The 13,617-nt window shown below is 67.9% G+C and carries 8 protein-coding genes, 1 tRNA gene, 1 other RNA gene and 3 pseudogenes; 5 read left to right on the forward strand and 8 right to left on the reverse strand.

Annotated elements, in window-relative coordinates; all coding sequences use genetic code 11:
* Positions 1-52: 52 nt before the first annotated feature.
* Together ACZ6I3_RS18715 and ffs are read right to left on the reverse strand one after the other, a co-directional pair.
* Positions 53-2,548, reverse strand: coding sequence for a DNA polymerase III subunit gamma and tau (locus ACZ6I3_RS18715; protein WP_469415789.1), 2,496 nt, complete (start codon positions 2,546-2,548; stop codon positions 53-55).
* Between the two features lie 49 nt (positions 2,549-2,597).
* Positions 2,598-2,692, reverse strand: an RNA gene (gene ffs, locus ACZ6I3_RS18720) — signal recognition particle sRNA small type.
* A 73-nt stretch (positions 2,693-2,765) separates the two neighbouring features.
* On the opposite strand from ffs, the gene ACZ6I3_RS18725 reads away from it, so the two are divergent.
* Together ACZ6I3_RS18725 and ACZ6I3_RS18730 are read left to right on the forward strand one after the other, a co-directional pair.
* A tRNA-Ser gene (locus ACZ6I3_RS18725) sits at positions 2,766-2,853 on the forward strand.
* A gap of 272 nt (positions 2,854-3,125) precedes the next feature.
* Complete coding sequence (locus ACZ6I3_RS18730) at positions 3,126-4,061, forward strand: hypothetical protein (protein ID WP_469415791.1); 936 nt, start codon at positions 3,126-3,128, stop codon at positions 4,059-4,061.
* Between the two features lie 41 nt (positions 4,062-4,102).
* Here ACZ6I3_RS18730 and ACZ6I3_RS18735 read toward each other — a convergent pair.
* Positions 4,103-4,495, reverse strand: a pseudogene (locus ACZ6I3_RS18735) (NAD(P)/FAD-dependent oxidoreductase); the annotation flags it as partial.
* Positions 4,496-4,501: 6 nt separating this feature from the next.
* Here ACZ6I3_RS18735 and ACZ6I3_RS18740 point away from each other — a divergent pair.
* Positions 4,502-5,262, forward strand: a pseudogene (locus ACZ6I3_RS18740) (NAD(P)-binding domain-containing protein); the annotation flags it as partial.
* 1,411 nt (positions 5,263-6,673) lie between these two features.
* On the opposite strand, the pseudogene ACZ6I3_RS18745 reads toward ACZ6I3_RS18740, so the two are convergent.
* A pseudogene (locus ACZ6I3_RS18745) lies at positions 6,674-6,763 on the reverse strand (transcriptional regulator); the annotation flags it as partial.
* Positions 6,764-7,206: 443 nt separating this feature from the next.
* Here ACZ6I3_RS18745 and ACZ6I3_RS18750 point away from each other — a divergent pair.
* Together ACZ6I3_RS18750 and ACZ6I3_RS18755 are read left to right on the forward strand one after the other, a co-directional pair.
* The gene (locus ACZ6I3_RS18750; protein WP_469415792.1) at positions 7,207-7,632 is read left to right on the forward strand and encodes a hypothetical protein; all 426 of its coding nucleotides are present in this window, start codon (positions 7,207-7,209) and stop codon (positions 7,630-7,632) included.
* 22 nt (positions 7,633-7,654) lie between these two features.
* Positions 7,655-8,149, forward strand: a complete 495-nt coding sequence (locus ACZ6I3_RS18755) for a hypothetical protein (protein ID WP_469415793.1) — start codon at positions 7,655-7,657, stop codon at positions 8,147-8,149.
* A gap of 92 nt (positions 8,150-8,241) precedes the next feature.
* Here the strand turns inward: ACZ6I3_RS18755 and ACZ6I3_RS18760 are convergent, their stop codons facing one another.
* The 4 genes from ACZ6I3_RS18760 to ACZ6I3_RS18775 form a co-directional block, all read right to left on the reverse strand.
* On the reverse strand, positions 8,242-8,583 hold the full coding sequence (locus tag ACZ6I3_RS18760; RefSeq protein WP_469416021.1) for a restriction endonuclease: 342 nt from the start codon (positions 8,581-8,583) through the stop codon (positions 8,242-8,244).
* Positions 8,584-8,880: 297 nt separating this feature from the next.
* The gene (locus tag ACZ6I3_RS18765) at positions 8,881-9,513 is read right to left on the reverse strand and encodes a hypothetical protein (protein ID WP_469415795.1); all 633 of its coding nucleotides are present in this window, start codon (positions 9,511-9,513) and stop codon (positions 8,881-8,883) included.
* Positions 9,514-10,424: 911 nt separating this feature from the next.
* The gene (locus ACZ6I3_RS18770; protein ID WP_469415797.1) at positions 10,425-11,195 is read right to left on the reverse strand and encodes a hypothetical protein; all 771 of its coding nucleotides are present in this window, start codon (positions 11,193-11,195) and stop codon (positions 10,425-10,427) included.
* A gap of 799 nt (positions 11,196-11,994) precedes the next feature.
* Positions 11,995-13,617: a type 1 periplasmic-binding domain-containing protein gene (locus ACZ6I3_RS18775; protein ID WP_469415798.1), complete on the reverse strand. Its 1,623-nt coding sequence runs from the start codon at positions 13,615-13,617 to the stop codon at positions 11,995-11,997.

Raw genomic sequence — 13,617 nt, forward strand, 5'->3', positions numbered from 1 at the left:
TCGTTCGGCCGGGCTGGAGCTCCTTCGGCCGGGCTGGGGCTCGTTCGGCCGGCTAGTGCTCGTTCGTGAACTCGTCCACCACCGTTGCCCCCAGCTCCCGGACGATCAGGTCCTGCCCGGAGAGGGCCGACTCGTCGAGGTCGGGGTCGTCGTCCTCGGGGATGTCGTCCTCGACGGACACGGAGCGCGGCTTCGGGGCGGAGGGCTGGGGTGCGGGGGCGGACGCCGCGGGGGCGGAGGTGGGGGCTGGAGAGGGCGCGCCCGACTGCTGGGCGGGGGTGGACGGGGCGGTCGACTGGGACGGGGCGGGGCGCTGGGCGGTTGCCGTACCGCCGCTGCCGCCGCTGCCGCCTCCGGCGTTGTAGCCGCCACCGCCGGAGCTGTAGCTGCCGCCGCCGTAGCCACCGGGTGCGCCGCCGGGGCCGGCGTTGCCTCCTCCGAAGCCGGACGGGCCTCCCGGGGCCGGGGGCGCGGAGCCGCCGGAGGGGTCGACGACCGCCTCGATCTTCCACTGGACGTTGAACTGCTCGCCCAGCGCCTGCCGCAGCACGTCCTCGCTGCCGCTGCTCAGGAAGTTGTCCCGAGCACCCGCGTTGACGAAGCCGAGCTGGAGGGTCGTGCCGTCGAAGCCGGCCACCTGGGCGTTCTGGCTGAGCAGGATCCAGGTGAAGCGCCGACGGTTCTTGACGGCCTCCAGGATGTTCGGCCAGAGCATGCGGGGGTCGAGACCGCCGCCTGCCGGGGCAGGGGCGGGGGCGGGGGCGGCCGGAGCGGAGGCCGAGGGCGAGGGCGCCGGCGGGGTGCTGGGGGCGGGGGCGCTCGGCGCGGGCGTGTTCGCCGCCGAGGCACTCCCTGCCGAGGGGCCTGACGCCCCCGGGGCGGACGTGGGCCAGCCGCCGGGGCGACGGCCGCCGCTGCCCGCGGAGGCGGCGGTGGGCCAGGCGCCGGGGGCCGGGGCCGCCGGGGCGGATGCGGGTCCAGGTGCGGGCGTCGTGGGTGCCGGGGGTGCCTGGGATGGCTCGGGAGGCCGGGGCGGCTCGGCGTGCCCGCCGGCGGCGGGGCCGGTGGCCGCTGGGCCGGTGGCGGCCGGGGGCTGCTCGGCGGAGGCACCGGGGGAGCCCGGGGTGCCGGGAGCGTCGGGGGTGTACCCGGCCGCAGCCGCCGTATCACCGCCGCCGCTGCCGCCCGTGTTGCCGCTGCCGCCGCTGCCGCCGCTGTTCCCGTTCCCCGGTGCTCCGGAAGCCCGTACGGCCGCGCGGGCCGCGGCCGGACCGCCACCGGGCGGAACCGGAGGAGCGGCCGCAGCCGCTGGAGCCGCCGCTCCCCCATGCCCCTCGGGCCCGGGCGCGTAGCCCATGGCGGGCATGCCGGCGGGCCCCGCGGAGAAGTTCACGCCGCGCTCGATGCGGTCCAGGCGGGCCATGACGGACCGGTCGTCGCCGTAGGCGGCGGGGAGCAGGACGCGGGCGCAGATCAGTTCGAGCTGGAGACGGGGCGAGTTGGCGCCGCGCATCTCGGTCAGTCCCTCGTTGACGAGGTCGGCGGCCCGGCTCAGCTCGGCGGGGCCGAAGGTGCCGGCCTGGGCCTGCATGCGCTCGACGACATCGGCGGGGGCGTCGATGAGGCCCTTCTCCGCCGCGTCCGGAACGGCGGCGAGGATCACCAGGTCACGCAGCCGCTCCAGCAGGTCGGCGACGAACCGACGGGGGTCGTTCCCGCCCTCGATCACATGGTCGACGACCTCGAAGGCCGCGGCCCCGTCGCCGGTGGCGAAGGACTCGACCACGGAGTCGAGGAGGGAGCCGTCGGTGTACCCGAGCAGGGCGGTCGCCATGGCATACGTCACACCGTCCGCCGTGGCACCGGCGAGGAGCTGGTCCATGACGGACATGGAGTCACGCACGGAACCGGCACCGGCCCGCACGACAAGCGGGAGCACACCGTCGTCGACCGGGATGGTCTCCTTCTGGCACACCTCGTCGAGGTAGTCCCGCAGGGTCCCGGGCGGGACGAGCCGGAAGGGATAGTGATGGGTCCGCGAGCGGATCGTCCCGATGACCTTCTCGGGCTCGGTGGTCGCGAAGATGAACTTGAGGTGCTCCGGCGGCTCCTCGACGACCTTCAGCAGCGCGTTGAAGCCGGCCGACGTGACCATGTGGGCCTCGTCGATGATGTAGATCTTGTACCGGCTGCGCGCGGGTCCGAAGAAGGCCTTTTCGCGCAGGTCACGGGCGTCGTCCACGCCACCGTGCGACGCGGCGTCGATCTCGATGACGTCGATGGAACCGGGGCCGTTGCGCGCGAGGTCCTGACACGACTGGCACTCACCGCACGGGGTGGGCGTCGGCCCCTGCTCGCAGTTCAGACACCGCGCCAGGATCCGCGCGCTGGTCGTCTTGCCACACCCGCGCGGCCCGCTGAACAGGTACGCGTGGTTGACCCGGTTGTTGCGCAGCGCCTGCTGCAACGGGTCGGTGACGTGCTGCTGCCCGATGACCTCGGCGAAGGTCTCCGGGCGATAGCGGCGGTACAGAGCGAGAGACGACACGCATACGAGGTTATAGGCGCCCACTGACATCGGGTCCCGCCCCGGGAACGCAGACGCCCCCCACGCACCCGCCAGAGCCAACCTACCCTTGCTGCCTTCCGGCCCTGGGGGAGTTCAGTCAGATAGCGCCGCGTGAGGGGCTGCGCCAAGGTTACCTGATGTCAGGGGCAGGGAACGAGTTCGCGAGCACTCCTCCCAGTCATGTAATGTCTTCGACGGAGGATTCGCCTAGAGGCCTAGGGCGCACGCTTGGAAAGCGTGTTGGGGGCAACCCCTCACGAGTTCGAATCTCGTATCCTCCGCCAGTGCCTCACCGGGCACGATGTCGAAGGGCCCCACCGTTCGCGGTGGGGCCCTTCGTCGTGCGTGGTCTCAGTTTTGGTCTCAGTTGCAGTGATCGGACTGGGGCGGACCTCGGCGAACTGCCCCGTTGAGCACCGGGACCACGAGCGGCATGACAGCTTCGCGATACGGGACTGGTAATTGCCCGGCATGTGCAGCCAGGCTGGGAACCGTGTGGCTGTCAGTGCCACCGTTTACGCTCACCGGTACTGCCGCCTCGTGCAAGGGAGCACTTGTGGTCATTGACTTCGCTGAGCTGCACGAATCGCTTGTGGAGTGGGTCTCTGACCGCACGGCCGCTGATCCGATGGCAGCAGTGTCGATCATCGAGTTCGGTGCGACGCACGGCCTCGACGATCGGCAGACGTTCCGGCTCCTGCAGTACTGCAAGAGCCTCGGGCTGCTGGACGATCACTTCTCCTCGTTCGGTGATCCTGCCGCCAATCTCACACCGAGTGGCATCCAGTGGGTGAGCGAGCTTAAGCGTCGGCGGGCCGACCCAGCGGCCCGGGTCGCCGCCGCCCGCGAAGGGCTACTGGTCTGGTTGTGGCACCGGAGGCACGAGGGCGCGACCATGCCGACCGTCGCGGACGTGCTGAGTGCCCCACAGTCGCTCTTCGAGGGTGAGCGACTCACCCCTCACGAGGTCGACCGGGCCGCCGGCCACCTCCAGTCCCGAGGGCTGATCAACGGCCACATGCTCGCGAGTGGGGACGGGCCCGTCCAAGCGGAGATCACCGCTGAGGGAGAAGACTGCGTGGAGAACTACCAGGGCGACATCAGTGCCTACGAGCGCCGCAACAGTGGCGGGCACACCACCTTCAACATCGGATCGAACACGGGCAACATTGCGGCCAACAGTCGCGACTTCACGTTGACCGCGACCACGAACAGCGGTGTCAATCTGGCGGACGTCGTCATGCTGGCCCGTGCGCTCCGGCAGGCCGCTCCAATGCTCGACCTTCCAGAAGATGACATCGCCGAGTTCACCCAACTGGCGAACCGCATCGAGGAGGAAGCCAGTAGCGACAATCCGGATCCGGGACGCCTCCGCCGGTGGGGTGCCTCCGTCGTGGCGATCCTGAACTCCCCCGTCGTAAGCGGCGCGCTCGGCAGCGTGCTCGCCGCATACACGGGGACCGTACTTCCAGGGCTGCCTGCTGGCGGTTGAGTTCAAGCTGAGCACCCCGGGCGGCCGACACCGCGCTGGGCCTATGCCGTGACCGACATCGTTTCCGGCGCCGATGCCGCATCGTGGCCAAGGGCCGCGAGGTATCGCTCGGCATCGAGGGCCGCCGCGCACGCACTGGCAGCGGCGGTGATGGCCTGGCGGTAGGTGTGGTCGACGACGCCGCCGACGGCGAAGACGCCGGGGATGTTCGTGCGGGTGAAGGGCGAGGCGACCTTGAGGTAGCCCTCCTCGTCCAGGTCCAGCTGGCCCTTGAACAGCTCGGTACGCGGGTCGTTGCCGATGGCGATGAACAGGCCGGTGACGTCCAGGTCGCGGGTCTTGCCGGTGAAGACCTCACGCAAGACGACGCCGGCGAGCGTCCCGTTGCTTGCCTTGATCTCCGCGATCTCGCTGTCGAACGCGAAGGAGATCTTGGGCCCGTACGAGTGCTCGGCGTGCACCGGACGGCGGGTTCCTGCGTGTGGAGACGGACTCGGGCACCTGGCGGGCTCGCGCCGTGATCAGTGCGACCGGCACCTGGTGGCGCCCCTTCCTCCCAGCCGTGCCCGACCTCACGGACTTCGGCAGCCGGCAACTGCACACCGTCGACTACCGGCGGCCACAGGACTTCGCAGACCGCCGGGTGATCGTGGTCGGCGGCGGCAACTCCGGCGCCCAGATCGCAGCTGACCTCGCCTACGACACCGAGCTGACCTTGGTCACCCAGCGCCCGCCGCGCTTCCTAGCCGACGGCATCGACGGCCGCGCCCTGTTCGACGCGGCCACCGCCCGCCGCCGCGCGCTCGACCAGAGGCGTACGGACACCGGTGGCGTCGCCTCGCTCGGGGACATCGTCGCTGTCCCACCCATCCGTGAGGCACGCGACCGTGGTCTGCTCAAGGCAAGCCCGATGTTCACCCGCCTCGTCCCCGACGGAGTCGAATGGGCTGATGGCACCCGCGCCGAGGCCGACGCGATCATCTGGTGCACCGGCTTCCGCCCCGCCCCCTCCTATCTCGCACCGCTGCAGCTCCGCGGCCGACGCGGCCACATCGCCACCGCTGGCACCCGGGCCATGGACGAACTGCGACTGCACCTGCTCGGCTACGGCGACTGGACCGGACCCGCCTCGGCCACCCTCATCGGCGTCGGCCGGACGGCCCGCGACGCCGCCCAGCGGATCCACGACCTCCTGAGCTGAAGGCCGAAGAACGAAAACCCGGCGCGCTGAGGCCCGGCTGGGGCGTCTAATGAGCGTTTGTGACAGAACAGCCCTCATCTGCCCTGCGGCGCTTCGTGGAAGACGACGACCCCAGCGGTCTCACCCTCATCGTGGACACGCCCCAGGGAACGCATTTGCGCCGCATCCCGCCCGCCCTGCCCCTGCCGTCTCATATCGATCACGGAGCTGGTGCGGAAGCGGCAGTCCACACCGCCGCGGCCACCTGGGGCATGCCCGACTTCGTGTTCAAGCAGACAGCGCACGCGACCAAGGGCTCGGGCCAGCGGGAGCTGGGCGACCGGCTGCTCCTTTCCGGCAGTCGCGGCGCGGTCATCCAGGTCAAGGCACGCACCATCACACCCAAGCCGGCCGCTCAGGAAGCGAGCTGGATCCAAAAGGTGGCTGCCAAGGCGATGAGCCAGGCCAAAGGCACCGTCCGCCAACTGCGCATGGTGCCCGCCGACATGGTCAACGGCCGCGGCCGGACACTGAGCGTCGACGGCGGCTCCTATGAGTGGATCGCGGTATTCCTGCTGGACCACCCGCAGGTTCCGGAGGACACCGAGGCCACCTGGCAGCCGATCGGCATGCCCGCTATCGCGCTGACCCGCCGCGACTGGGACTTCCTCTTCGACCAGCTGCGCTCCACCACAGCCGTCCTCGACTACCTGTTCCGCGCTGCCGCTGAACCTGCGATTCCGCTGGGGCAGGAACCGGTGCGCTACTACGAGTTCGCCGCCGCTGACGCCACCGAACCACCAGCCGACATCAACACCGAGCTGGTAGGACCCGGCGGCACGCTGTTCTCTACGCCGCAACTCCCGCAGGCCCCGGCAGGCACAGACGGCACCAACGCCCACCTGATGCTCCGCATCATGCTCGAGGACATAGCCCTCACCTCGCTGAGTGACAAGCTCACCGAAGCCAACCGGTTCACGATCCTCTCCGACCTCGATCGACTGCCCGTCCCGGCCCGCACCGAATGGGGCCACCTGCTGCTGGACATGCTGCAGGATGTGCCGCAGGTCCCCGACGAGCACTGCAAGTGGCGCTTTCGGCGCATGCTCAACGAAGACGGCACCCGCCAGCTCGTCGTGGGCGCCGCAACCCGCTTCGACCCCGTCATCCGGGCCAGCTTCTCCGCCCACATACAGCTGCGACACCACGAAGTGACCTCGCGCACCGGCCGAACGGAGGAATCGTCCACCCTGGGCGTACTGCTCACCCCGCGCCGCGACGGGAAACGCCCCTGGGACACCAGCACAGTGCGAGTTCACGGCGATCTCGAACTGTCCGAGGAAGAACTGCGGGTCTACAGCACGGCATGGAACCGCGCCCTCGAAGACGGCACGGTCAGCGTCATCGACCCCACGACACCCCCTCCCCGGGATCAGGCCACGACTGGCAAGGTCAGCAGCTTGCCCATCGCAGCCAGCACGGACGGCTCAACCCGGTAGTAGACCCACGTACCGCGCCGCTTAAGGCGATCGACGCCTACATCGGCTGGGCCGTATGGCACCGCAAGCACGCCCTGGACCCATCTCACCGGCCCGACGTCATCATCGACAACAGCTGGCCCGAGATGGCCTGGCACCGCTGGACCAGCTGGAATGCCGGTGATCCCCGATGGCACACACAGGTGCTCGACACCACGGACCGGCCCGTCACCGAATCTGTGGACCAGGTCGAGCAATGGATCATCGAGCAACGCCACGCCCACCATACTGGCCAGCTCCCCCTGAGCCACGGTTGGGCTTCGTGATCCGCCCGAACTGTTCGGTCCAGTGATTCTGTACGCCCCGGAGGCCGGCGTTCCCGCACCCATTCCGTTGACGAGGCGTCACCTTCAACAGCATTAGTCGCACAGTCGGATGGGATTCCGTCTACGTTCGCACCTCTCCCGCCCAGGCGAAGTTACTCCGCGTGAGACAGCCCTTGATCGAAAGGCAGAGGTACGCAGTGACGTTCCAGTCCAAGGTGTCCCCGGAGAAGCGCGCGGAACTGGCGGATCTCGTTATCGCCGGGACCAAGACCGTGCTGGAGCTGAGCATCGATTACGAGGTCCCGCGCAGGACCGTGAACGGTTGGGTGCACAAGCGTAAGCAACAGCTCGGTATCCCCGGATCCACCCATGGAGGAGACCGCACCCTCCCGCCTGCAGCCCTACGCCGCGTCGCAAAGGAGAAAGAGGGGCGGGTCGCGGCGGAAAGTCGCGCGGAGTCCTATCGAAGCGAGCTGGAGGACACCAAGACACAACTCGAGCGGCTGGTAGAGACACTCAACGGGATGCAGATCACCTTGGAGTACTACATGGGACAGAGGCCACTCGCCGGAGCCGCCGCTCAGTAAGTCCTGACAGGTTCTTCCCCTCATGGGCACCCACCGTCACGACGGAAACCACATCGCGACCGAACTGGAGACCCTCTGTAAAGGCATGGGGCTCCTCGTCGCAGAAACAGACGACCGGACTCAAGCCGTCGGCGTGCTGATCTCGTCAGCCGGCACAAGGGCCGCATCACTGGAGTGGTTCGTCTCCACTACTGCACGCTCAGCCGCGGCACGCGAACAGACCGAAGGACTGGCTGACGGACGGGCCGGCCTCCTGCACCGCAGCACACGTGCCTACGTGCACCACGCACTCACCGGCATCCTCCAGGAACTGGGCTATTCCGTCGCCCATACGACCTCCGGCCTGCGTATCGAGGGCCTACCCGGCGCCTCAGCCGGTGCGGAGACCGCCGGCACCCTCGCGGACTTCCACCGTGGAAGCCTCGACAGCCTGGATGGAGCACGCGACCGCAAGACACGCGCCGAAGATGGCGAGGATGGTGACGACGGCCTGGCCGGCGTACCCGCCCGCGTGTAACCGCGCCGCCGTCGACAAGCGATGTCGGCACAACCAGAGGTCACGCTGCAAAATGTCCTGCAAGATCCGGCCTCGCGCACCCGCGAGGCTGGTCATCTCCCGTATGCCCGCTTCCAGCGCGCCCGGTGCTGTGAGTCCCCCTGGCCGCGGCCGTTCACCTCGCTCAGGGACAGCAGGGAGGCTCCGTTGTTCCACAAGCCGAGGTGGTCGCGGTGCACCGCGGGGATGCCGTGCTGCACTGCGAACCGCTCGGAGGGACGGCTGAAGCGCGTGGTCGTCACGAACACCGCCCGGTCGGCCCCGAAGTGCACCTTGGCACCCAGCAGATCGCGTAACTCGCGGCTCAGCTGAACTGTGCACAGGTGAGCGTGTCCACCTGGGGAAACAGGGGGTCGATGACACAGCTCGGTCCACTGTTCGGGTGGGAGAGGGATCGCAGCCGGATGCGGACCGTGTGTGGCGAAGCCTCAGGGGCGACACTCCCCGGCTCGCGCGGCGGCCGCCGCCTCCAGCAGGGTCCAGCCATCGACTTCCAGCAGCCGCCGCTCCCCCGGTTGCCACCCACAGGCCAGCGCCACGTTGAGCAGGGCCCGGACAGTGCCCTGCTCGTGGAGGTTCAGGTCAGCGCCCTGGCAGGGCAGAATTGCGCTACCTTGTGGTACGGACTGCAGCCGTTCGCCCTCAGTGCGAATGAGGGCGAACGGCTGCAGATCTTACTGAGGTCTGATGCCTCAGGTGGCCTTACCGAAGCAGAACCACACCGTGCCAGCGCCGAGTCCCCCGGCAGCGGTGATGCAGGGCACGCACGCCGCCCCGGCTGTTCCCACACACACGCCCGCGCACGCAGTCGCGATCAGCGCGAGAGTCCAGGACGCCACTCCCGCGGCGGAGAGGCAGTTGTTGAACTTTGACCAGCTGAAGCCCATGGTGCTGATCGGAGGCTGGGATCCCACACTCGGGAGGTCGGCAGCCTTGATGATCTTGTCGGCAACCAGAGAGCCGTTGCGCCAGACCTGCGCGTGACCGGTCTTGTCGTCGTGGGTGAGCTGCATCTCCAGCGTGTTGTCCACTTTGCCAGAGGAGTCGAAGACGACGTTCAGGCTGGCACCGACGACTTGGTCGCTGACGGGCACAGCGACCTGAGTCTTTCCGTCCTTGAACGCGTAGACGGTGGCGCGTTCGAACGCCAGGGACGAGCCCGCCTTCAGATGTGCGGATATCTCCTTGCCGTCCAGCGCAGTCTGGACGCGGCTCACCCACGTCTGCGCCCGCTCGCCCTCCAGAAGGGAGGACTGGTCCCTCAGCTTCTGGACATTGTCGACGAGTGCGGAAGCCTCGGGAGACAAACCGTTGTTGGTCGACACGGAAGCAGACGCTGCAGGGGCGTAGGCGTTGCTCTGAGCGGCGGTTGTGCCGATCAGGGCCACGCCAGCGAGAGCCGCGATGGCTAAACGGCATGAAAGTCTCATGGAATCCTTCTTCCTAGGTGACTGCCCGATGCAGCCAGCACGAGTGATGCAGACGCGTCAGGCGTTAGCGACGGCCAAGGACCACGAACAGAACAAGCAGGGAACTCGCGGCCGCCGCCGCCCAGGGGCTAGGGCCGCCATCCCACGTCGCTACGGTTGCCGCCAATGTCAGCACCACATTGAAGGCGGCAACTCCGACAGCAACGTCAGGAGTTCGCTTGTCACTCATTACATGTCCTAACCGGCTATGCGCCACGTGAACGCGATCATGGAGGACCATAGCACCATGTACATGCAAACTGATTAGGTCCATTCAGCATGGCTGAAATTGATTGCTGTCCAACATTCGTGCTCGAGCACTGCACTTGGCTTTTCGCTTGGCCCATGGCTGAAACCGCTTGCTACGCAGCAGTCGTTACTGCCTGCCTGAAGATGGCTTGCCGTTTGCCCTCGGCAGGGCCCGGTACTCGGAGCTGACCGTTTCGGGTCTCCTGGACGGAGGCCGACTCTGCGATGGTCGAGCGTCGGCGGGCAACCGTCCCCCGTCTACGCCCAGCCACGATCGAAACCCTCCCCACAGGTCCGTGTACGGCAATCTGGGCAGCCCGAGGCAGCGCGAGAAGGGCGCAAGTCGGCCATGGCTGGATCGGACTGCCGCGAGAGGTCACGCAATCCCAGCGACGGCGACCCGCGAGCGTGGCCCTCTCACCTTGAGCCGCGACGGTTCCGGTCACTGGATCTCTCGTAAGCAACTGCACGCAGCGGCTTCGGCTCACCTGATCCCCAGTCAGGCACCCCCGCGGCGACTATGCCCCGAAGACGCGAGCAACCTCACGATCGAATTCCGCACACTCGCGCAGATATGGATCAATATCGGCCCGGTACTTAAGAGCGATTCGGTCGAATACCCACTTGTCGAGCTCGCCAGCCTTACGAGCATACGCGTCAACCACATCAACGATGACAACCGCATCACCCTGACCAGCGATCCAGGCGCGCAGTTCACCGCTCCAGCGACTCCACGCGAGCAGGGGTTCAGCAGGCAAAGTAAAGGTGATCTCGAAGGACTCCGGCCCGAAGGTCTGCCCACTCTGCGCTACAGGGAGTTGAGCATGGGTGATGTAATTGCGCAGCCCTTTCAAGAATTTAGCCTCCAGGTCATTCTGAAACATGGAGGCGACCTTGCTGCGGTATTCATTCATCAGCGCCGAGTCATCTTGGAAGTGCTCCTCCATGAAACAGCGCTGCTGATCGACCCGGGTGCTCATCGCCATCAGCACGTTGTGCAGTAGCCGCTCAGCCTCGGAAAGTAGCTGGTCGTGCGCGTCGGGATTGCGCACGTCGAGGATCGGACCAGATACCACCGGGTTCTGCAGTTCGGCGACCAGGGACTTGTACTGCGCGATGTTGCCCTGAAACACGTACCCTATGCGCTTGACTCGGTCTCCGAGCGCGATGGCACGACAGCCTGGCGAGGCATTGAGCCGCTTCTGCCAATCCAGCAGGGAAGGTCGCCCGGCTGCCTTCGGAGCCGTCTGCTCGTCGGCAGGATCGGGCTGAACACCAGTCTCGGTCACGCCGCATGACGTTACCGGGCCCGTAGGCACGACGCAGACGGATTTCAGCCCAGACCGGACCTGCCGCGAACTCGGGCCTGGCCGCCTCCGACGTCAACAACAGCGACTCCTTCCGCTCTTTTCGGTGGTCATCAGGCTGATCAACTCCGTAGGACATTGATGCGCCATGACATTCACCACGTGACCGACACGCCCCCGCACGCGCCAGATGGTCCCGGCCCGTCGCCGAAGCAAGCAACCGGGCCAGCGAGGTCGTCGGCGACAGGCATTGGCCGGGTGCGGTTTCCTCTCATGCGCTGGGTACTCGCGCCTCGGACGACCTGGCAGGCCCGTCGGCTGACGGTCGAGTTTGGGCCAGGCATGGACGCTCGCACTGCCTGGGTGTTGGCGCGGCTGGCACGGCATCCGGAGGAGCACGTATACGCGATGCGGCTCCTGAACGATGAGGAGAACGCCGGCGGATCTCCGTGAGAGGGCTCGTTGCCAACGCGGCCCTCACACTGCAGGGACCGTCATTGAGCAGGGGCAACGTGGCCATCTCTGGTCTCATTTTCGGTCTCATTCACCCCCGTCCGGAGCCGTTCGAACCGCCTCCTATCACCTGCTCCGCCGCAGTTCAGGACGCCCTCGTCTCGCCCCGGACACCCAGACGAACATTTGGAAAGCGTGTTGGGGGCAACCCCTCACGAGTTCGAATCTCGTATCCTCCGCCAGTGCCTCACCGGGCACGAAGTCGAAGGGCCCCACTGTTCGCAGTGGGGCCCTTCGACGTTGTCTGGCCCGGCCGGTCGGCTTTGGATCAAGGTGTCGTGCTCGGGATCACGCAGTTCTTCGGCTGTGGTGTGCCCGTCGGCCAGCCCAGGCCGACGAACTTCAGGGTGCCCTCGCCTTTTCGGCCCGGGTCGAGTTCGACGATGGCGGCCGGTTTGTCGTAGGCGTTGCCGCCGGTGGTGAGGCAGATCAGGCCGCTGGTGGCATGGACCCGGTGGCGGGACTGGAGGAGGGACCATTGGCGGCCCACGTCCTCGCGGGTGGGGGCGGTGGTCTCGGGGGCGCCTCGTTGGGCCTGGTGGAGGGCCTTGCCGATGGTGAGGAGGCCGTCGTGGACGAGCATCGTGCGGGAGTCGTCCAGGTTCGGGGTGGAGCCCAGAGCGATGCCTTCGCGCTGGGTGGCCTTGATCTGGTTTCTCAGGGTGTCCAGGGCCGCCTGGGGTTCGGTGAGGTACTGGGGGAGGTCCTGGGCGGACGGCTTCTTGTGGTGGGTCGCCGTGTAGTTCCTCGTCCATTTCGCCAGTTCCGTGGTCCAGGCGTCGGGGTGTGCGGGGGCCGCGTACTGCACCGTCACCTTCGCCCTGCCGTCGTCGCCGCGCAGCCGGGCCCAGTCCTTCTCCGTCATGGCCTGGCGCAGCGATGCCGCGTCGGAGCCGCTGACGATCGTGTAGTGGCGGTTCTCGCAGCCCACCTGGGCGAGTTTGAGGGCGAAGATGCGCAGGTGGAGCGTGCGGCCCGCGAAGTAGATCGTGTCGGCCTCGGAGTCGCAGATGTTGTTGGCCGTCTGCGTGAACTGGTTGCCGGTCGAGCCCGGATCGTCGATGGACGGGGACTCGAAGGACATCGCGGCGGGGCCGGCCGGTCCCTCCTCCTTGATCCTGCTGAACGCCCTGGCCAGCGACTCGTTGTAGCCGTCGGGGCGTTTGTCGTAGACCAGGACGGTCCTGAGGTTCCGGCGGCCGCGCTCGCCGTTGAAGTTGGCCAGGGCCTGGGCCGCGTCGTTGTTGGTGGGGAGGATGCGGGCCAGGCCGGGGAACTTCAGGGCGGCCATGCCGTCCGGCCGGTCCTCGTTCGCGATTCTGTCGCCGCTGATTCTGGCCGCGAGGACCGGGATCTGGTTCTCCGTCAGGCGCTTCACCGCCGCCTCCGTGGCGGCGAGGCTCAGGTTGAAGCCGGTGACGGCGCGCAGCCGGTCCTCCGGGGAGGCGGCCATCCGCAGCAGGGTGTCGACGACCTTCGACTGATGGCCGTAGGCCTGCCCCGGGTTGGCCAGGACCAGGCGGATCCTGGGAGGTTCGCCCTCGCCCTCGTTGGCCTGCCGCTGGCCCAGGTACGCGCCCTGGAGGTCACTGCGCATCTGCCGGCGCAGGGCCTCGCGGTCCGACTGGAGCGGCAGCATCATCGCCACCGTGACATGCGGCTGGTCCGCGATCCGCTGGTTCTCGCGGGCGATGGCCCGGGCCACGTCCGCGATCTCCGGGGTGCCGAAGTCGTAGCCCTCGCCGTTGACGCCGACGCACTCGCCCTCGATCCGCTCGACGCCGTCGGCGCAGGTGTCCGGCCTGCCGAGGAGGGCGGTGGTGAGGGCCACGCCTGCCACGATCGCCCCTACGAGCAGCACCGAGTAGAGGATCTTCCGCCATCTGGGCAT

Source organism: Streptomyces sp. NPDC041940, assembly GCF_055589465.1.

Bases quoted from the DNA above. Each gene is read 5' to 3' on its own strand.
- ACZ6I3_RS18755 (WP_469415793.1), top strand. From the start codon at position 7,655: ATGGGCACCCACCGTCACGACGGAAACCACATCGCGACCGAACTGGAG.
- ACZ6I3_RS18775 (WP_469415798.1), bottom strand. From the start codon at position 13,617: ATGCCCAGATGGCGGAAGATCCTCTACTCGGTGCTGCTCGTAGGGGCG.